Source organism: Microbulbifer sp. ABF4_107 (assembly GCF_056312215.1).
In genome coordinates this window covers 2,652,587-2,672,836 of record NZ_CM149983.1, presented here as the reverse complement: position 1 = coordinate 2,672,836, position 20,250 = coordinate 2,652,587, and the positions used below count along the sequence as shown (strand labels likewise).

15 protein-coding genes are annotated in these 20,250 nt (G+C 56.0%); 10 read left to right on the top strand and 5 right to left on the bottom strand.

Annotated features, from left to right (window positions below; translation table 11 throughout):
• The first annotated feature begins 1 nt into the window (after position 1).
• From ACYX4K_RS11025 to ACYX4K_RS11010, 4 genes are all read left to right on the top strand, one after another.
• A complete protein-coding gene (locus tag ACYX4K_RS11025; protein ID WP_475092076.1) occupies positions 2 to 625 on the top strand; it encodes a class I SAM-dependent methyltransferase in 624 nt (207 codons plus the stop codon).
• A 29-nt stretch (positions 626 to 654) separates the two neighbouring features.
• Entirely contained in the window at positions 655 to 972 is a 318-nt protein-coding gene (locus ACYX4K_RS11020; RefSeq protein ID WP_475092077.1) for a hypothetical protein, read from the top strand.
• A gap of 143 nt (positions 973 to 1,115) precedes the next feature.
• Complete coding sequence (locus ACYX4K_RS11015) at positions 1,116 to 1,394, top strand: hypothetical protein (protein WP_475092078.1); 279 nt, start codon at positions 1,116 to 1,118, stop codon at positions 1,392 to 1,394.
• A 158-nt stretch (positions 1,395 to 1,552) separates the two neighbouring features.
• The gene (locus ACYX4K_RS11010; RefSeq protein ID WP_475092079.1) at positions 1,553 to 3,211 is read left to right on the top strand and encodes a tetratricopeptide repeat-containing sulfotransferase family protein; all 1,659 of its coding nucleotides are present in this window, start codon (positions 1,553 to 1,555) and stop codon (positions 3,209 to 3,211) included.
• A gap of 115 nt (positions 3,212 to 3,326) precedes the next feature.
• Here ACYX4K_RS11010 and ACYX4K_RS11005 read toward each other — a convergent pair whose 3' ends face one another.
• The 5 genes from ACYX4K_RS11005 to ACYX4K_RS10985 form a co-directional block, all read right to left on the bottom strand.
• Entirely contained in the window at positions 3,327 to 6,278 is a 2,952-nt protein-coding gene (locus ACYX4K_RS11005; protein ID WP_475092080.1) for a TonB-dependent receptor plug domain-containing protein, read from the bottom strand.
• A 300-nt stretch (positions 6,279 to 6,578) separates the two neighbouring features.
• Positions 6,579 to 9,353: a TonB-dependent receptor plug domain-containing protein gene (locus ACYX4K_RS11000; protein ID WP_475092081.1), complete on the bottom strand. Its 2,775-nt coding sequence runs from the start codon at positions 9,351 to 9,353 to the stop codon at positions 6,579 to 6,581.
• 354 nt (positions 9,354 to 9,707) lie between these two features.
• Entirely contained in the window at positions 9,708 to 12,602 is a 2,895-nt protein-coding gene (locus ACYX4K_RS10995) for a TonB-dependent receptor (protein WP_475092082.1), read from the bottom strand.
• A gap of 134 nt (positions 12,603 to 12,736) precedes the next feature.
• Entirely contained in the window at positions 12,737 to 13,771 is a 1,035-nt protein-coding gene (locus tag ACYX4K_RS10990) for a FecR family protein (RefSeq protein ID WP_475092083.1), read from the bottom strand.
• Positions 13,772 to 14,237: 466 nt separating this feature from the next.
• On the bottom strand, positions 14,238 to 14,768 hold the full coding sequence (locus ACYX4K_RS10985) for an RNA polymerase sigma factor (RefSeq protein WP_475092084.1): 531 nt from the start codon (positions 14,766 to 14,768) through the stop codon (positions 14,238 to 14,240).
• Positions 14,769 to 15,087: 319 nt separating this feature from the next.
• Here ACYX4K_RS10985 and dnaX point away from each other — a divergent pair, with 319 nt between their 5' ends.
• The 6 genes from dnaX (at position 15,088) to ACYX4K_RS10955 (ending at position 20,249) form a co-directional block, all read left to right on the top strand.
• Positions 15,088 to 17,193: a DNA polymerase III subunit gamma/tau gene (gene dnaX / locus ACYX4K_RS10980; RefSeq protein ID WP_475092085.1), complete on the top strand. Its 2,106-nt coding sequence runs from the start codon at positions 15,088 to 15,090 to the stop codon at positions 17,191 to 17,193.
• A 118-nt stretch (positions 17,194 to 17,311) separates the two neighbouring features.
• Positions 17,312 to 17,659, top strand: coding sequence for a YbaB/EbfC family nucleoid-associated protein (locus tag ACYX4K_RS10975; protein WP_475093929.1), 348 nt, complete (start codon positions 17,312 to 17,314; stop codon positions 17,657 to 17,659).
• 87 nt (positions 17,660 to 17,746) lie between these two features.
• Positions 17,747 to 18,361 (top strand): recombination mediator RecR, encoded by a 615-nt coding sequence (recR, locus tag ACYX4K_RS10970; protein ID WP_475092086.1) that lies wholly within the window; start codon positions 17,747 to 17,749, stop codon positions 18,359 to 18,361.
• Between the two features lie 4 nt (positions 18,362 to 18,365).
• The gene (gene rnd / locus ACYX4K_RS10965; protein WP_475092087.1) at positions 18,366 to 19,508 is read left to right on the top strand and encodes a ribonuclease D; all 1,143 of its coding nucleotides are present in this window, start codon (positions 18,366 to 18,368) and stop codon (positions 19,506 to 19,508) included.
• A complete protein-coding gene (locus ACYX4K_RS10960) occupies positions 19,505 to 19,798 on the top strand; it encodes a YcgL domain-containing protein (protein ID WP_475092088.1) in 294 nt (97 codons plus the stop codon). Before rnd ends, ACYX4K_RS10960 begins: the two co-directional genes overlap by 4 nt.
• Positions 19,749 to 20,249, top strand: a complete 501-nt coding sequence (locus ACYX4K_RS10955) for a YcgN family cysteine cluster protein (RefSeq protein WP_475092089.1) — start codon at positions 19,749 to 19,751, stop codon at positions 20,247 to 20,249. The genes ACYX4K_RS10960 and ACYX4K_RS10955 overlap by 50 nt, the downstream gene beginning before the upstream one ends.
• The last annotated feature ends 1 nt before the right edge of the window (position 20,250 follow it).

Here is a 20,250-nt window from a genome sequence, read left to right as displayed (position 1 = left end):
TATGAGTACGAGCTCAGCCTCGAGCTGGCAGTCCTACTGGCAGCAGGCGGGTGATAAACAGGTCTGTGAGCTTGGTGGGACAGACCATCCGGCCATTAGTCAATTTTGGCACAGATTTTTTAGTGATGCGCGTCTGAGTGCAAAAAGTGTGTCGCCTAGGCTGCGAATTATTGATGTCGCCAGCGGTAGTGGTGCGGTTTTTGAACATTTGTTTTCGATTGTGGATGAAGCGTGCTGCGACAGTGTGTGTGTTGATTTGTCATACGGCGCTGTAAAAGCAGTAAAGAATCGCCGGCCGGCCGTAACCGGGGTTGTGGCCAATGGTTTGGCACTGCCCCTTGCGGAGAGCTGTGCGGATATTGTTGTGAGCCAATTCGGTATTGAGTATGCAGGTCTTGATGCTGTAACCGGGCTGCACAGCCTGATTAGGCCGCAGGGGCGGCTCGCATTGCTTTTGCATCACAGGGGTGGCGCCATATATGGCGAGTGTTATCACAACTATTTGGCTCTGCGGGAGGTTCAGAAAAGTGGCTTTTTACAGGGGGCCATTGATATGTTCCCTCTCGCATTCAATGTGCTGAGGGGGGGGAGCGATCTGAGTATGAGCGAGTTTCACAAAGGTTGATTCCGGCATTTCGCCATATGGAGCGAATCATGGCGAAATTCGGGAATCAAGTTGCGGCTGGAGTCGTTCGAAAGCTGTATCTGGATGTGGACCATATACATTCAAACCTGCCGGCTTTTGAGCTGTGTGAAGTCGACGCCTGGCTTCGTCAGGCTGTCTGCGAGCTGGAGAGCTATGCGGAGCGCATGCACTCCATGTGTCAGTCCGCATTAGGCATTGAGCAGTTTGAGTCGTTGAAGAGCGGGTTGATTTCCGAAGGCTTTCAGTTGCACGTCGCGGAATCGCTTAGTGCACCAGATTGCTCGGCACCTCTGGCCTGGTCCATTCTTGCTGAAAAAGTGAAATAGTAGTTCCTTTACCTTCTTTATTGAGACGAGGGGCCGTATCACATCGACGGCCCGCTGTGGATATACAATTTCCACAACGGTAATATGTGGTCCTGTCCCAGAGGCAGGTAGAAAGGAATTTGATAATTAAGTAGGGCACTGATATGAAACTGAAGATGATTTTTTGTGTTTTGTTGGGGGTGGGGATCCTGGCCGGGTGTGCGTCAGGAACTGGTGAAAAGGCGCCTGCTGCTAACCAGAACGGCTCTGCTTCAAAAGGCCTTGCCGCTACAGAAGAAGAAAAAATTTGTAAAGTGCGAGCCATTACTGGATCTCGATTCAAGCAAAAAACCTGTATGACTCAGGAAGAGTGGGACCGCATGGCCTACGAAACCAAGAAAATGCTGGAAGAAGACACGCGCAGTAAACCTACCAATTACTAGTAGCGCGAGAGTCTGTTTCTCTATCCATAATGGTGTTGTTTGCGGAAGGCGCTTTGGCTATCGACTGGTAAGCCAAGGTGCCTTTTTTCCGTTTGGGAGGTGTGAAATAGTGGCAGTTAGTTTTCTAAATTTTAATTTGACTCCTGGGTCTTGAAGTTATGAGTGTGCCAGCACATATCCGAGAGCGTCTGCGTGAGGCAAGGGTGCTCGCCGAAAGTAAGAAATTTGATGAAGCGGAAAAGCTGTATCGAAAGTTGCTCTCTGGCTCTGGCTCAGAAGATGCGGTGTATCGCGAGTTGTTCCAGTTTTATGTGCAGCAGAATAAGCCGAAGCAGGCGATGTCGTGTCTGGAAGAAATGGCGCATTTCTTTGGTGATACTCCTGAGTGGTGGCATCAATTAGCTCAGTATGCGCAATCCCGTGGGGATCTTGAGAAGGCGATATTCGGTTATCAAATGTTCCTGGGTAGGGTGCCTGATCGCCCCAATTCCGTGTACAACTTGGCGTATTTATTGAAACAGGTTGGAAGGCTTCATGAGGCGCTGACGTGGTATCGAAAATCCTTGGAGATGGGGGTTTCGGGTAAAGAAGAGGTTTACACCAATATGGGGGTAATCCTGTCTGAATTACGGCGAGAGTCTGAAGCGCGCGATTGTTACCGCAGGGCGCTGGAAATTCGCGACGGCTACTTACCAGCTATCTTGAACCTCGCCGCACTATTTGAAGAGTCTGGTGATCATAAGGCGGCTACCGCCCTGTATGAAAAAGCATTGGCTGTAGATGGAAAATGCGTATTGGCAATTTGTCGCTTGGCCTATCTCACCTCCGCAAAGCACCCGGATGAACCACTGATTCAAAGTATTTTTACTATGCTGAAAAACAGTCGATTATCCAGGTCTGAAGTCGAAGAGTTGAATTTTTCACTTGGAAAGCTGTTGGATGACTGTGGTGAGTATGAGAGAGCATTTTCCTCCTATTCAGAAGCGAACAGGTTGGGGAGGTCCAGGTTTACGCCTTATCGCAAAGACATACAATCACAGTATGTTGATAGCCTGATAAGTTCTTTTTCTGGTGATATGACCCAGGTTGCTGGTTACAAATCGAATCTCGCACCGATATTTATCTGCGGTATGTTTCGCTCCGGATCCACACTGGTTGAGCAGGTGCTAAGTGGGCATTCTGAAATAACATCCGGGGGAGAGCTGGATTTTTTTCCGCATCTGGTTGCAGGGTTGGGGGATCGCTACCCAGCTAAGCTCGAAAATCTTGATGCAGGTTTTTACCGAAAAGCAGGGGAGGACTATCGCGATTTTCTTTCAGATCGATTTGCGGATGGAACAATTGTCACAGACAAGCGGCCAGATAATTTTTTGCATGTGGGGTTGATCAAGCGTGTGTTGCCTAATGCTCGCTTTGTCTGGACAAGAAGGGGACTTCTGGATAACTGCCTCTCGGTGTACTTTCAGCAACTAGGTGGGGGGATGAACTACTCCGCTGACCTTGATGCGATTGGACATTTTTTTGTAGAGCAGGAGAGGCTGATGCATCACTGGCAGAGTTTGTTTCCCGACAGTATTTTGGAGGTAGGGTATGAAAGTCTGGTGATGTCTCCGGAGAAAGAGGTCCGAAGGATGTTTGATTTTCTTGAAGTTGCCTGGGAAGAGGGTTGCCTGGATTTTCAGCAGCGCAATAACTATGTCAAAACTGCCAGCGTTTGGCAGGTTAGGAATGCTTTGCATACCGGTTCAATAGGTCGCTTCAAAAATTACCAGTCATATATTTCCGTGCTAAATAAATATTTGCAGGGCAATCAATAGTCCTACTTTCTCTGTCGGTTGCCATGATTGTGGCGTAGTTTCAGGACTGGACACAGATAGTAAAAAGGCGCGGTGGTTTCCCACCGCGCCTTTATTTTTGCCTAATTCGTAAGAATTAGAAGTCTACAGAAACACCCAGGAAGGCATAGCGACCCAGAGCGTCATAAACGCCAGGGAAGGTGTTGCCGTTACCGTAGATGCCAGCGCCAGCGTCAGCAGTCAGCGGCGGCTCTTCATCCAGCACGTTGCTGATACCGCTGCGAACAGTGACGTTGTCAGTGGCAGACCAGGCTGCGGCGAGATCGAAGTAGCTGATCGCGTCGAAGTCAGCGCCGTTACTGCCGAGGTCAGTAACTTCGCCGATGTAACGCCAGCTACCTGTTACGTCGACGTTCCAGGGGGTTGCCCAGGTGGTGCGCAGGGTGCTTACGTACTCGGGAGTCGGGGTGCCACAGGAGCTGTTCCAGTTTCCGGCACAGCTTTCGATCGGCTCACCAACGAACTCTTGCTGGTCCCACTTGGTCAAGTAAGTAGCGATGTAGTTCATATCGATGGAGCCGTAAGCACCAACATCAAAGCCGTAGTTAGCATTGATATCAACACCTTCGGTTTCGAAGAAGCCGATGTTCACATCGGTAGCGGTGATGCCGGCAGAGCCGATCCACAGGTTGCCGTTTGCACCACGGCTTACTGCGTCACAGAACAGGGCGTTACCGGTTTCCGCACAGCGACGCAATACGGTTTCAGGGTTGATACCTGCGATGGCTTCGGTTACCTGGATGTTGAAATAGTCAGCGCTAACGGTCAGGCCTTCAACAAATTCAGGAGAGTATACGATACCGAAAGATACGGTTTCTGACTCTTCCGGTGCCAGGTCCGGGTTACCACCGCCAACATAGTTGTACTGGCCAGCCGGGGAATCGAAGTTGCCACCGTAAGTAGTGGAAGTGGTGCCAGTGTTGGCACACTGTGCTTCGCTGTACTCTGGGCCGATTACAACGCCATCGTCATCGGTGCGAGAGCCACATGGGTCGTAAGTCATGTCGAACAGGCCGATAGACTGAGCGCGGTACAGTTCACGGATATTCGCGTGACGTACTGCGGACTGGAAGCTCGCGCGAACTTTCAGATCGCTAGTCGGTTGCCAGTCAGCAGCCACTTTGTAAGTGTCGGTCTGCACATCGGTGGAGTAGTCGGAGTAGCGGTAAGCTAATTCCAAACCCAGGTACTCAGCGCCCGCCATACCGCTCAGCAGCGGGATATTGGCTTCGGTGAAGATTTCTTTTACGGAAAGCTTACCGTCTACTGGCAGGGTCGGACCACCTTGACCTGCACCTTCACCATTCTGGAAGCCAGAATCGGGGGAGTAGTTCAGGGATTCACGGCGGCTTTCGAGACCTGCAACGATCGCCACACCGGTGTCAGCTGTCGGCAGCTTTACGCCGTAGTCAGTCAGGTCGCCAGTTACGTATCCAGAAACGATTTCCTGATCGGTGGTACCGCGGGCGAACAGAGGTAATACCAGGTAATCGATAGCTTCCTGAGTTACGCCACCTTCCTGGAAGATATTCCACGGCACACAGTTCGGATCGGAGCCGTCCAGTACGGATTGACAAACCGGATTGCCATCGACATCTGAACGAACGTCTAGTGCGCGACGGATGCGAGTGGTGGACATGTCGTTCAGGTAAGTTTGCTCAAGGCTAACTTCAGAGTACTGGCCGTAAACATCGTAAGCCCAGTTCTCGTTGATATCACCGCGAACACCGAACACACCGCGGAAGGTGGTGTGGCGCATATCATCTTGACGAGGACCGCCTTCAACATTACGACGACCGATGTAGACAGCACCCGGAGTAGTGGTAACTTCGCCAGTATCCGGATCGGTGTTTACAACCTCAAGATCACTTACGAACTGGTCTTTGCCCAGGCCATAAACGCCACAGATTGCGTCGTACTGTTCGTCAGACAGGAATGGGTTGCCACAGAACAGATCGTTGGTTACGAAGAAGGCACCAGAAGGAGCGATCTGCGCAACGGTGCGGTCATCTGCGTACATTACCTGGGTGTAGGCTTCTGCATTCTCATTGATTTCGTAGTGACCGAAGGCGCCCATGGTCCAGCGCTCGTCCGGACGCTGGAAGTAGTTCAGCGGGCCGTAGTTGTACAGGCGGCTGAAGTCAGTGAAGCCGTCGCCATCAACGCTGTAGTCGAACCCTTCAGTGGTATCACCTTTGTTCAAACCGAAGTCGGTGAAACGACCCCAGGGTACAGTGGAGGAACCGCCGCAACCGAAAGAGTCCGGGCTGCCGGAAACCGCACAACCACTGTAGTCGCGGTCGGCCTGCAGTACTGCGTCAATTTTACGGTAGTTAGCGTAAGCAGTTACGTTGCCGCGACCGCCGTCCAGGTTGGCACCGATGATCATGGAGAAGTCATTGGTTTCGCCATCGGTAACGCTGCCGTCGGCTACGTCAAAGCCATTGGAGGTTACCAGGTCCTGCATGTCGCTGTTGTTGTTGTTGTGCTGGTACACGCTGGTTTGAGACTCGAAGCGAACGCCTTCAAAGTCATCCATCATGATGAAGTTCACAACACCTGCAATTGCATCAGAGCCATAGGTCGCGGAAGAGCCACCAGTCAGAACTTCTACGCGTTCAACCAGAGCACCGGGGATCTGGTTAAGGTCGGCGCCAGAACCACCAGCCAGCGGAGAGCCTGCAGGCATACGGCGACCGTCGATGAGTACGAGGGTGCGCTGTGAGCCGAGGCCGCGAAGAGAAACGGTTGCAGTACCAGTGGAGCCGTTGGCTTGGCCAGCGGTTTGGGTTGCTGCTACCTGAGGCAGGTCGTTGATCAGGTCTTCAACGCGAACCACACCAGTTGCTTTCAGATCTTCTGCGCTAACAGAAGTTACCGGGCTTACGCTTACGTCATTGGCGCGCTCGATACGAGAACCGGTAACGACCACTTCTTCTACCATTTGCGCATCTTCTTGTGCGAATGCAGGCAGGGCAGGAACCATGATCGTAGCGGCTACTGCTACGGACAGAAGGTTCTTTTTCATTGTAAATCCTCTCTTGATCGTTGGATTTATAGTGTGTTGCCAAGGATTGGCGTGTGCGGAAATGACTACCCCCAAGTGGTCATTTCCTTCCCAACGTGTATTTAACGGATCAGGGATAAGTTCCCTCAAAAAAAAATAAAAAAACCGCATGAATGGATAAAAGTCACGTTAGTCATGCTGGGCTTTTTTGGGGACGTTCGTCTGAAAATTGCGGGGCGGGCGTTAAATGCGGGGTAGGTACAGTAGCAGGCAAAAAAAAGCCCTGCGCGAGGCAGGGCTTTCAAGAGAGGTTTTAAAGGCTTAGAACTGCAGCGTCACACTTCCGTAGAAGAAGCGGCCGACGGTGTCATAGCTTCTCATCAGGGTGTTCATGTCATCGTAGTTGGTGACATAAGGGGGCTGCTGATTCCACATGTTACGGATGCCGCCGGTCAGGGTGACATTCTCCCAGCGGAAGTAATTGAAGTTCATGTCCTGATACCAGGTGGTATCAATGTGAGTCGCCAGGGCTGCAGGAGATGGGTCGATATCATCCACTTCGCCCAGCATGCGCACGGTAGTGAAAGCGCTCCAGCAGTCGTACTCGTAACCCACGGTTCCGTAGAACTTCCATTCCGGGAAGGCAACAATGGCGGTGGTTACCGGGTCCGCACCGAAGTAACCGGCGAGGTCAATGGTCGGGTCTTCCGAGCTGCCGCGGTATTTCCACTCGTGTAGATAAGTGGCAGAAAGGTTGACACTTACTACGCCGGGACCTACATCCATGCTGTAGTCGAAGCCCAAATCGACACCGGAGGTTTCGAATTTGGCGACGTTCTGGCTGTTCAGCAGCTGGCCGGCGATGGTGTTGTCGTTCGCGCGGTATGGGCTGGTGGGAGACGGGCTGCTGCCGACCGCCGCTGCACCGGTGATCAGGTCACACAATGGAGAGCTGAATCCAGCGCTTTCGTAACATCCCTGCACAATGGTGTTGGTTGTCAGGGTGCCGATGGCATCGTCAATGTTGATGTTGAAGTAATCAACGGTGAAGCCCATGTTGTCTGTCCAGGATGGTGTCCACACCATGCCCAGAGTCCAGCTATCAGATTTCTCAGCTTCCAGGTCCGGGTTGCCGCCGAACAGGCCGGTCGCTTGCGGAGAGACGATCGGGGTACCCGGTGCGATACCGTCCGCGGCGCAGTTTGCCTGAACGTTCGGGTTAAAGCTGCTGTCCCAGCCGTTACAGGGGTCTGCGTATGTCTCAGCTGACACAGTTGGGGTCAGGTAGAGGTCATCCAAACCGGGAGCTCGGAAACCTTGGGAGTAGGTGCCGCGGAAGCGAAGCTCATCCAGTGGTGCATATTCAATAACGGCACCATAAGTGGTATCACTACCGATGGTGTTGTAATCGGAGTAGCGGAAAGAGGCTTCGAAAGCGAGGATTTCAGCCCAAGGGCGACCTTCTAATACAGGTACGCGTACCTCACCGTAGAATTCATCCACGCTGTAGTTGCCACCCCAGGCGTCTCCGTTAACGAAGTAAATTTGGCCAATTTCCGCTGCGCCATCCGGTACGATTTCAGTGCGCTCAGCGCGATGCTCATAGCCGACGGCCCAAGCGGGTGCTTCACCTGTCAGAGCCCAGTCTCCAAAGTCACCTACAAGGTTGGCCTGTAAGCTGCGCAGTGAAGAGCGCTCAACTGGGGAGTTGGTCACCAGGGCGTAGTTTTGCATTTCATCGGTCAGAGTGCCTGCGGCGAATGGATTCCAGGCAGTCACGCCAGTGGCGCCCACGGCAGCAGCACAGTCAGGGTCGGCAGCACAGGCGACGGGATCCAGCAGATTCTCGAAGCGCACGGTATTGCCGCGGCCGCGATCAATTTGAGTGTCTACCCAGCGAGAGTAGTTGTAGGAGAGATCCCAGGTCCACTCGTTGCAGAACTCCCCTTCAAGGCCGACAACGCCACGCCAGGTGTTCAGATCCTGTGAGAAAGAGCGTCCGCCGGTTTCTTCCAGGCGGCGACCAATATTTACCGGTTCCCCGATCGGGTTGTAGGGGTTGGTCACCGGTACTTCTGGTCCCCAGAAGGTACCTTCAGCAGCCATCAGCTGGTCAGAGCGACGGTTTACGAAAGACAGTTCGGTAAAGGCGTTAATGTCGGTAACGTCTTTCCAGTCGTATAGCTCGTAGGTACCGTAGCCATAGATGGAGGCAACTTTTTGCGGCGTAGTCAGGTAACTGGCTGCGGCAAAGTTGTATCCATCGGTGGTGGAGTTGAAGTTACGCACATTACCGGTGACCGGGTCCACGATCAGCTGGCGGTCGTCCGCGGTCGGTGAGAAGCGCGCAGGAATAGTGGTAGGGCTACCGCCGCACACGACATTGCCGCCCGACTCTCCCAGCGGACACGCTGAGAATCGACGGTCGCCTTGCCAGATATCATCGCGCTTTGTGTACTGCGCGTTCAGCATCACATGGCCTTTATCGTTGCCGGTGCCGATGGTCATTGCTGCCAGATACTCGTCACCATCGCCGTGTGTGGACGATCCGTAATCGAATGTTAGCTCGGCGCCCTCAAATCCTTTCTTGGTGATGATGTTGATAACACCTGCGATGGCATCTGACCCGTAAATGGTTGACGCGCCGTCACGCAGAATTTCCACACGCTCAATTACCGAGGTGGGGATGGTGTTAAGGTCTACCACGCCGGTGGCGCCACCGGAGGAGCTGAGGCGGCGTCCATTCATCAAAATCAGGGTGCGGGAAGAGCCGAGGCCGCGCAGAGAGACCGTGGCGAGACCGCCACTGCCGTTGTTGACCGAGGAACCCAGTTGGCCACCAGTCATTGAAGGAATATTTTGCAGGAAGTCTTCCAGTGTTGTCTGACCTGACTGCTCCAGTTGGGCTGCATCAAACACGCTGATTGGCGTGGCGCTATTGGCGTCCGTCGCACGCTGAATGCGAGAACCGGTTACAACAATTTCCTCAACCTGCGCCTGTGCATCCTGAGCAATAGAAACGGTAGAAAAGCTGGATGTAACGGCGGCAGCTGCGATCGCGCCCTTGATTGCCCGAGAAAGACGGGTTTTGTCCATGGTATACCTCTCCTGATACCGGTGATGTTCGCCGAATTGGCCATGCCCTCCCTGACAACTACATACATCTATCAACAAGAGGCTTGCTAACAACCCTAGAACAATTTTTTCAAGTTCAAGGATTTTCGTGAATGAAATTGCGCCTTTGGTACGTTTTCGCCAATTGTGACGTCAAAAGCGGGGCAAAAAACGAACAGTGTGTGCGCTGGTTTTTAAAGGGCGCGTATGAAGTGCGCTTCAAAAACAATGGGCAAACAAACAGGAGGTGTGCGCCGTGGTGTCGGGCGGAAGATGTTCAGGGATCAGAATAGAGGGAAATTTCAGGGGGGGTGAAATAAAATGGCACGCGCTGCTTCACATGTTAAAGCTGAAGGTGGCGTACCAGTAGCGCCCGGTCAATTCGTAGGTGCGGGCATCAAAGTTGTCGTTAAAAGCCGACGCTGCAAATGGTGGGGCCTTGTCCGTCAGGTTGTCGATACCGATGGCAAATCGAAACCCGGTTGGTACAGCGTAAGCCACCTGCAAATCGTGTGTGGCCCAGCTGGGGATGTCGCGGCTCACAGTCGCATCGTTGAGCGTAAAACTTTCCACCAGGTTGCTGACGTAGTGGATGGTGTAACCGCTTTCCCAGCGCCCGCGCTGCCAGTAGAGACCGGTGTTGGCTTTCCATTGGGGCAGGGAGCCAGCGCCCCCGCTGGCAGAGTCGGCAAAGGTGCCGGCCAGGTCTTCAACGGGGCTTCCGGGGGCCAGCTGGTTCAGGTAGCGCACCATATGGCTGCTGTTCATGGACCAGCGAATCAAACCGAGCTCTTTTGATTGGTGCTGGTAGCGCAGCGTGGCGTCGACGCCGCGGACTTCCCTGGCGCCGATATTGAGGCGAGTTGCAACGACGCGGGTGATATCGCCGCGCTCATCTCTCTGTACGCGATCGGCAAACAGGCCATTGTTTGCGTTTTCATTGATCAGGTATTGCGGACTGGTGTCTATGACGTCGTTTTGACGGATGTCGTACAGGTCCAGGCTGGCATGGAAACCGGTGAAGTCCCCGGGCGTCCACACAATACCCAGAGACCGGTTGTCAGAGGTCTCTGGTTGTAGCTCCGGGTTGCCGCCGAATTCGGTGAGGTACTGGATTCGCGCCTGATCCGCGCGGCCACTGCAGCCGGGTAGGCTCTCCGCATTGCTATTGGTGCAGGGGTCGAACAGAAACTCCTGGCTCTGGTATCCGGTCTGGTTCATGTCCACCAGCGTTGGTGCCTTGAACCCGGTCGCGTAACTGGCGCGTACCAGCAGGGTTGGCAACGGGCGCCATCGCAGGGCCAGCTTCGGATTGGCGGTATTGCCAAAATCGCTGTAGTCGGAGTAACGGATCGCGCCATCAAGCCACAAGCGCTCGGCTTTTAATGGCAGAGAGATTTCAGCGAAGGCCTCGCCTATGAGCCGTTGACCCTGTGCCGCGCCCGATGCTACACCACCGATCAAGGAGAATCCGTCGGCATCCGTCGAAGTAAAGTCAATGGCTTCCCTTCGCAGCTCTACACCCGCAGCGGCAAGGATATCGCCCGCGGAATTTTGGCCCAGAGGGCCGTCGGCAATATAGGTAATTGAGGCCATCCGGCTGGCGCCGTCCACATGGTTGGCGCTGCGAATATAGTCCAGCTGGGCCTGGTCGATACTGCCGGTTAGTCCGAGCAGGTTGACCGGCGTGCAACCCACGCTTTCCGTGCAGGTGCTCGGGCCTTTTAGCCCTAGGGAGAGGTGATGGGGGTCTATCAGGTTTGTCAGGGTTTCTTTGGCGCGAGTGTAGTGGGTCGCTGCGGTAAGCTCCCACTGCCAGTCATCCATCAGTCCTTTAAAGCCGGTATTCAGGCGGTAAGTATCGGTGCCGTTGTACTGAACCCTGGGGCCAAGCTCCAGCACTCGCTTGCGCACGTCGGTGATCTCTTCGCCAAACGGGTTGTATATATTGTCGCTGGCAATGGCCAGGTCGCCATTGTCAAACCGGGTAAAGACGGGTGTCGGAGCAAGTGTGGATTCGGAGCGGGTACGCACCGTCATTAACTCCGCAAATCCCAGGGTTTCTTCATTCAGCCGGTGATTGACTGCAATATATATAGATTGGCGCTCCGAGGGCACGCGTGCAGAGGTGTGTTCGCGAAAGTTGTACAGGTCTTCCGGCGTCCAGGCTCTATAGCCATCGGCGGCATTGGCGACCACACTGTCGGACAGGGCAATATAGCCCTGCGGGGACGCCGAGGAGCGCAGGTCGGTGCCGCCCCGGGGGCGGTTGTCCGCGGAGGCGGAAAGATTGCGGTCGCGGCTGAGGATTCCACCCTGGCGGTAGTCCGCAAGGCTGAGCATCAGGTGGGTATCTTCATTGCCTCCGCCCCAGGTGAGACTGTAGGAGCTGGTTTCCTGATCGCCACGCTCTGCCTGCCCGAAATAGGTGTTTATCGAGAGACCGTCGAAATCCCGGCGCAAAATAATATTCACTACGCCGGCGATGGCGTCGGAGCCGTAGACGGCGGAAGCGCCATCTTTCAGCACTTCGATCCGATCCACGGCTGAGAGCGGAATGGTATTCAGGTCTGCGGCTTCACCGCCAAAGCCATTGCTGACGATGCGTCGGCCATTGATTAGTACCAGGGTGTTGCTCGCCGGGAGGCCACGCAGGGTGACGGTGGCCGTGCCGTTTCCGCCGTTGGTGACCGACGTGCTGGTAGAGTTACCCGATACCGCGGGCAGGAATTTCAATAGCTCCGATATGGTCTGGGCGCCGGTAATCTCGAGCTCCGGCTGTGCGAGGACGTCAATCGGAGCGTAGCTGTCGAGTTTCAGGTGGCGCAGGTGACTGCCGGTCAGGCTGCGTCCCGTTACGATCACTTCGTCCTCGGGCAGTAGCGCGCTGTCCGTCGCGTTTTGCTCGGGTTCTTCTTTTTTCGCCACAATAGCGACGGCATTGGTACCGGTATGCCTGAAGGTCAGGTCGGACCGTTCCAGCAGCTGGTGCAGGGCCGGGGCAATGCTGCCGTCTGGTGTTTCAAGGTGTAGCTGGGGAATCTGAATAGAGGCGGCGCTGTCGGCCTGCACCACCAGGGAGACCCGACACTGGCGACCGAGAGAAATGAGCGCGCGAGCCAGGCTGCCGGAAGGAACCTGAACACCGGATTTCGGGCAGGCGGCACTACTACTCTGAGCGAGTAACATCAGCCCTGTCAGTGACAGTGTTGCCCAATGCCGGTTGTTCAATTCTCTCATCCCACCCATGCCCGGCACGATCAGCAACCGGAAAGCACAGCCAATTTCTCGTTCGTTTTGTGGTGTGGGTAACCGACCAGCTTTTGGCTAAAAAAAGTACGGTTACCCGGGGCGAGAGTTATATCTTAGTTACGCTTGGGTGACAAGAGAGTCAGGTTGGGGTCGCTCTGATCCTGATCCAGATCGAGAGCTGCAGCGATCGCTGCCAGGGTGCTTTCCGGGTCTGCCAGCTCGAAGGTGCCAGAGAGTGTTTGCTCCCCTACATTGGGCGCGGCAGCAGCGGGGACTTTCAGGTAGCGGTTGAGTTCTTCAAGGGCTTCGTCGAGCGGGGTGCGGTCGAAGACCAGCTGGCCGCGGGTCCAGTCCAGGGCCTCGTCTGCCGAGGTGTGGCCCACATCGGAGAGGCCGCTGTTGGACACACTGACTTTCTGGTTGCGGGTCAGCTTGACGCTTTCCGGCTGCAAGCCACTGGCAGTACGGGCCTCACTTACCGCGACGGTGCCCCCGGTGACGGAGACGCGGGTGTTGCCGGGATTCCGCTCAACGTTGAACTGAGTACCCAGTACACGAATCTTGGCCTCGCCCGCCGCTACGGTGAATGGGCGGGACGTCTGGCGTGCAACATCAAAATAGGCTTCGCCGCGCAGTAACTGGGTGCGGCGCTCATCGCGACTGAACTTGACGATCAGTTCAGAGTTTGTGTTCAGCTGAACCTCGGAGCCATCAGCCAGGGACACTGTGCGGGTTTCGCCCACCGCTGTGGCATATATCTGTTGCTGGACCGGTGATTGTTGCAGCCACTCATTGCCAACCCAGAGGGCGACGGCCAGGCAGGCGGCAACGGCGCTGCCGCCGAACAACCATTGAGGCAGATTCCATGCGGCGGTGTCGGTTGTGTCTTCACGGGAGGCGGCGGGGGTTGCCGGCCGGGAGGTGGTGCAATGGTTGCTGCTGGGCACACTTTCCGGATAGAGCTCATCCAGGGGCATATGTGACAGGGCGCCAAGGTCGCCCCACAGCTCGGTCATCTCGTCAAACGCCTGACGGTTGGCGGTGGAATCAGACATCCAGGCGGCAAAAGCGCGGCGGTCAGCATCGCTGATCGCGTCGGAACGCAGGCGCGCAATCCAGGCGCACGCCTGATCGAGCCTGTCTTCCATTGGTACGTCTTGTACTTCCTGAGGATTCACCGCACTAACACCTTGTTTTCCGATAACCTATCGAGCTGCCTGTCAGAGTTGTCTTTTGATTAAATGGTGAATCTCTAGAACCATTTACGCCTGTCTGCACCAATATGGTGCTATTCAAGGGCGTTCAAATCAACGCTTCTGTTCGTCCTGCGCAATTTATGCAATAAAAGTTCGCAAAATTTAGCACATTATCTATGTGGTTTCCGTTCTTTTTTGTACGGATGCTGCCACTCACAATTAAGACGATCGACTGGCCTCCCCCCTCAATTCTTTTTCAGGTTTTTTGCTGCACTGCGGTGCACCTCTGGCCAGCAATGCGCCAAGCTTGTTCAAAGGTGGTTCGCGAGGCAACAGAAGTGCGCCTGGCTGTCAGGTTTCTGCGGCGAGTGGCGATGTGCGGGGAGGCCATCCAATAGTTCGTTAGGAAGGTGGCGCGTTACGCGGGAGTTCCGACTTTCTGGCGGCAGACCTTGAGTGCCTGCAGGATGTATTTCTCAACACTGCTCACGGAAATGTTCATCTCGTGGGCGATTTCAGCGTAGGAGAGGCCGCGGCTACGGTGTAGCAGGAACGCTTGACGGCACTTCAGCGGCAGGCTGTCCATGGCCTGGTGAATGGCCTGCAACTGTTGTCGGGCAGCGAGGACGCGCTCAGGGGACTGGTGATAGCCGTGATCATCATCGCCAGGGGTGGCTCCTTCTGGAGGCAATTGCTGGCTGACGTATTCAATGTGCAGCTTGCCGCGACGCAGCTGGTCTACCGCCAGGTTGTTGGCGATCTGGAACAGGTAAGCCCTGGGATTCTCGAGATCTTTTTCGTCGCTGAGTTTTTGCAGGCGCAGATAGGCATGCTGGGCAATATCCTCCGCATCCTCGTTGCTGCGCACGATGCGTGCGATAAACCGCACCAGTGCCTGGCCATGATCGGCAAACAGCTTCTCCAGAAGTGACTTCCGGGCTTTACTCATTGGTTGGTGGGATCCCCGTACTGCGCTCGTTGTGTTTGTTATAAGGCGGGCATCGCCAGTTATAACACAGCGACACAGCAATCGACGAGTGGTCGTTTTGACACGATAAGATGACTGAACCTGTCAACTTGTCTTCAAACATTGTGCCTACTCGCGCTGAAAGGTGGAATTTCATGACCGCTGGCGTATCTCTACTCCTGAGCACCGATGCCGGTATAATGGCCGACTTTTCGAGTTTTGCGACGGGCCAGCCACATCTGGCCCGTGACCAATCATCATATCGTGGCACCTTCATGGCAGTTGCCACTGCGGAGAACGAATGAGTTATCAAGTACTGGCGCGAAAGTGGCGGCCGCGGTTGTTCCGGGAAATGGTCGGGCAGGAGCACGTGCTCCAGGCTCTGATCAACGCCCTGGACAACAACCGTCTGCACCACGCCTACCTGTTTGCCGGTACTCGCGGTGTGGGTAAAACCACCATAGCGCGGATTCTCGCCAAGTGCCTGAACTGTGAGACCGGTGTGAGCTCCGAGCCCTGCGGCCAGTGTTCTGTGTGCACGGAAATCGCCGATGGCCGCTTTGTCGACCTGATCGAGGTGGATGCTGCCTCTCGCACCAAGGTAGAAGACACCCGCGAGCTGCTGGAGAACGTGCAGTACGCGCCGACCCGCGGCCGCTACAAGGTGTACCTGATCGATGAGGTGCACATGCTCTCCAACAGCTCGTTCAACGCGCTGCTGAAAACCCTGGAAGAGCCTCCGCCCCACGTCAAATTTCTGCTGGCCACCACGGACCCGCAAAAACTGCCGGTGACCGTATTGTCCCGCTGCCTGCAGTTCAATCTCAAGAATATGAGCCCGGAGCGGGTGGTCGAGCACCTGCGCTTTGTACTGGAAAAAGAACTGGTACCGTTTGACGAGCAGGCCCTCTGGCACCTCGGCCGTGCCGCTGATGGCAGTATGCGCGATGCCATGAGCCTCACCGACCAGGCCATCGCCTTTGGCGGCGGCAAGATCAGCGAGGCGGAAGTGCGGGCCATGCTGGGTACTCTGGACAGCACCCTGGTGTGGAAGCTGGTGCAGGCCCTGGCCGACGAGAACCCGTCCGCACTGTTTGACGCGGTAGGGGAGCTGTCTGAGCAGGCACCGGACTATAGCGCGGCCCTGGCGGAGCTGGCGTCCATCCTGCACCGCATTGCCATTGCACAGGTATTGCCAGAATCCATCGACAATGCCCTCGGTGATGCGGAACTTCTGCAACACCATGCCGCCTCCATGGCCGGGGAAAACGTTCAGCTGTTTTATCAGATGGCGCTGCTTGCGCGCCGGGACCTGCCGCTGGCGCCGGACCCCCGCGGTGGTTTTGAAATGGCGCTGCTGCGCATGCTTGCGTTCAAACCTCAGGGGGTCGCCCATATTCCCACGGCGCCGCTGGCGGGGGCCGGTGCGTCGGCGCAGGCTGCACCGTCACCACAAGCTGCTCCGGTAGAACAGAGTGCGGCAACGCAACCGGTGGTCGAAGCCCAGCCGGTAGGAACGCAACCTGCGGTGGAACAACCGCGGCCTGCAGCGCCCGAGCAGCAGCCCTCCGGACAACAATCTCCGGTGCAGCAACCGCCAGCGCAACAACGAGCAGAACACGAGGTGCGACCCGAGCCGGAAATGCAGCCGGCCCCGCCAGTAGACGATGCGCCCCCCTGGGATGACGAGCCGCAACTAACTCCTCAAACGGCTCCTCAAACCGGCGAGGTGGCAGCGGACATTGAAAAAAAGCCCGCTCCTGAAGTGGTGCCAGCAGTACCGGAACCAGCAGTACCGGAATTAGAGCCGCAACCAGAACCAGAGCTGGTGGTTCAGTCCGCCACGGTGGAGCCCCGGGATGATCGCGCCGAAATGCGCGAGCGTCTGCGTCAGCAAGTGGCCGAAGTGCAAGCTGCGCCGCCGCAACAATTCGCCGAGCCCGCACCGCAAGCGGCACCGGCTCCCGCTCCGGCCCAGGCTCCTGCACAGGAAGCCCCGGTACCTGCCGCGCGCCTGGAAGCGTTGACCCCGGGCAGCTGGCCGGCCATGTACCCACAAATGGGGGTGACCGGTATCCTGCATTCCATCGCCTCCAACCTGGAGTTACTGGGGCGGCAGGACAATATACTTTCCTTTACCCTGGATCAGACGCGCAGCAGCCTCTACGACGACGGCCACCAGCGGCGTCTAGCGGATGTGCTGGGTGACTTTTTCGGTCAGCCGGTCACCGTTCAGATTCAGGTGGGTGATGTTTACGGCGGAACCCCCGCACAGCTGATCGCCGCAACGCGCGAAGCCCAGCTGCTTTCCGCGCGGGATTCATTGAACAAGGACCCCGTAGTGCAGGAGTTGCAGAGTGAACTAGGCGCACAGCTGGTACCGGACTCTGTCGAATACTTGGGGTGAGAGCCTGGGTTAAGAGTCCGGGTTGAATATCCGGTATGAAGTGAGCCCGAAAAAACGCGTTACTGAATCGAGATTCAGAACCAAGCAGAACTATTTTGAGATTAAGGAAATTGCCATGATGAAAGGTATCGGCGATTTGATGCAACAGGCCCAGAAGATGCAGGCCGACATGCAGGAGCGCATGGAGAAAGTGCAGCAAGAGCTGACCGACTTGCGCGTAACCGGTGAATCCGGTGCGGGCATGATCAAGGTCACCATGAACGGCCGCCACGATGTGGTGGACGTGAATATCGATGCGAGCCTGCTGGGCGAAGACAAGGAAATGCTGGAAGACCTGCTCGCCGCTGCGGTCAACGACACCGTGCGCCGGGTGGAAGAGGCTGCGCAAAAAGTGCAGAAAGAGCAGATGGGTAATCTGGGTGCCGGCATGAATCTGCCGGAAGGCTTCAAATTCCCGTTCGGATGAATGGGACCCGTGGACCCGTCTGTGGTATTCGTCCCTGACAATTTTTCCGGGCCCTGCGTGGGCCCTTTTTACATTTGAACGCAAACTATGTTCAGTCCCCTGATTGAAGACCTGATTCGCGCATTGCGCTGTCTGCCGGGCGTCGGCCCCAAGTCGGCCCAGCGTATGGCCATGTACCTGCTGGAAAAGGATCGCGATGCTGCCGGTCTGCTCGCCAGCTCCCTGCAGCAGGCGGTGGAAAAGGTCGGCCGCTGCAGCCGCTGCCGTACACTCACCGAGCAGGAAGTCTGTGCCCTGTGCAATAACATCCGGCGCGATCATTCCATGCTGTGTGTGGTGGAAACCCCGGCAGATGTGCTCGCCATTGAACAGGCCGGTAATTACCACGGGCTGTACTTTGTATTGCACGGTCACCTGTCGCCTATCGATGGCGTTGGCCCCGCGGATATCGGGCTGGATGTACTGGGTGAGCGCTTGTCTGAAAAAGGCGAGGAGCAGGAAGGCTGCGGGATTCGCGAATTGATCATTGCCACCAACCCCACCGTGGAAGGCGAAGCCACCGCGCAATTTATTGCTGAACGCGCTCGCGCCAAGGGCGTGGCAGTCAGCCGTATCGCCCACGGTGTTCCCATTGGTGGGGAGCTGGAATACATCGACGGCGGCACCCTGGCCCACGCATTCAACAGCCGCACGGTGCTGTAAAAAGGTGAGTTCTATCAATACTTCGGAAAAGCAACTTGTAGACACCACGCCCATCTGGGTGGATAGCGATGCACAACTGGCTGAGCTTTGCAGCCGCTGGCGCACCCAGAGTGCGGTGGCGCTGGATACGGAATTTATGCGCAGTCGCACCTTCTATCCGCAACCGGCTCTGGTGCAGGTAGGGGATGGCAAGCACTGCTACCTGATCGACAATCTCGCGATTGAAAACCTGGAGCCGCTGAAGGAATTACTGCAGGACACCCGCGTGGTAAAAATCATGCACTCCTGTAGTGAGGATCTGGAAACCCTGGACCGCCTGCTCGGCGCGATTCCTGATCCCATTTTCGATACCCAGATCGCCGCTGCCATCACCGGCATGGGTGCGGGTCTGGGCTATGCGGCCACCGTCAGTCAACTGTTGCAGATTGATCTGCCAAAAAGCGAAACCCGCTCAGACTGGCTACAGCGTCCTTTGAGTGATTCACAGAAGAATTACGCCGCGCTCGATGTAGCCTGGCTGCCGTTTGTTTACGGTATTTTGCTCAAGCAACTGCGCGAGCAGGATCGACTGGACTGGCTGTGGGAAGACTGCACGGCGATGGTGGAAGCGGCGCGCCGGCCAGAGCCGCCGGAACAATACTACCTCAAGGTGAAAGGTGCCTGGCGCCTGCGCCAGAATCAGCTGGCCGTATTGCAGGATCTGTGTGCCTGGCGAGAGCAGGAAGCGCGCGCGCGCAATATGCCGCGCAATCACCTGCTGAAAGAAAATGTGTGTATGGCGCTCGCGCAGAATATGCCGAAGTACCTTGCCACACTGGCACAGCCCGGGCTGGAAGGAAAAACACTGCGGCGCTATGGCGAAACCCTGTTGGAGATTATCACCCGCGCTGCCGAGCGCGAGGATCCTCCCGCGCGCCTGCAGCAGCCGTTGAACCGCGAGCAGGGCGAAGTGCTCAAGCTGCTGCGTAAAAAGGTCACCGAACTTGCGGAAGCGGCGGGGCTGCCAGCGGAAATTCTGGTGCGCAAAAAAGAGCTGGAAGTCCTGGTGCAGGCCCAGCAACCGGAATTGGAAGGGCGCCTCACGGGATGGCGTCGCGCAGTAGTGGGCGAACCACTGCTGCAGGAACTGAAAGAATTGAAACGATGAGCAAACAAATCTGTGATATTTACCGCAGCCCGCGGAACGATGAAATGTACCTCTACGTACTCAAGCAAGAAGGCATGGCGCGGGTGCCCGAAAAGTTGCAGGAAATGTTCGGCAAGCCGGTACACGTCACCACCCTGTTGATTACCCCTGAGCGCAAACTGGCGCGCGCGGATGTGGACAAGGTCATCAACGCGTTGCAGGATCAGGGCTATTATCTGCAGATGCCGCCGGTGGTAGACGATGAGATGCGGGCAATTGCCGCGCAGAACAGCAAGCTTTCTCGTGGTTAGTCAGCGGCCTTTCTGGCAGAGGAAAACCTTACAGGAGATGACCGCGCAAGAGTGGGAATCCCTGTGTGACGGTTGCGGACGCTGTTGTCTGCATCGGCTGGAAGATGAGGACTCCGGAGAAATCGCGACCACCTGTGTATCCTGCAAACTGCTGGATACCCACAGCTGTCAGTGCAAGGATTACTCCAATCGCAAGCAGCATGTACCGGACTGTATCCAGCTGACGCCGCAGGGCGCGGCAGATTTTACCTGGCTTCCGGCAACCTGCGCATACCGCATTCTCGCCAGCGGCGGCCGGTTACCCGAGTGGCACCCACTGATAAGTGGTGATCCCGAGTCGGTGCACAAGGCAGGTATATCGGTACGCGACAGTGTCATCAGCGAAACAGAAGTGCAGGCCGATGACTACGAAGAATATATTGTGATCTGGTCTGGCGATGAGCCGGGCTGAA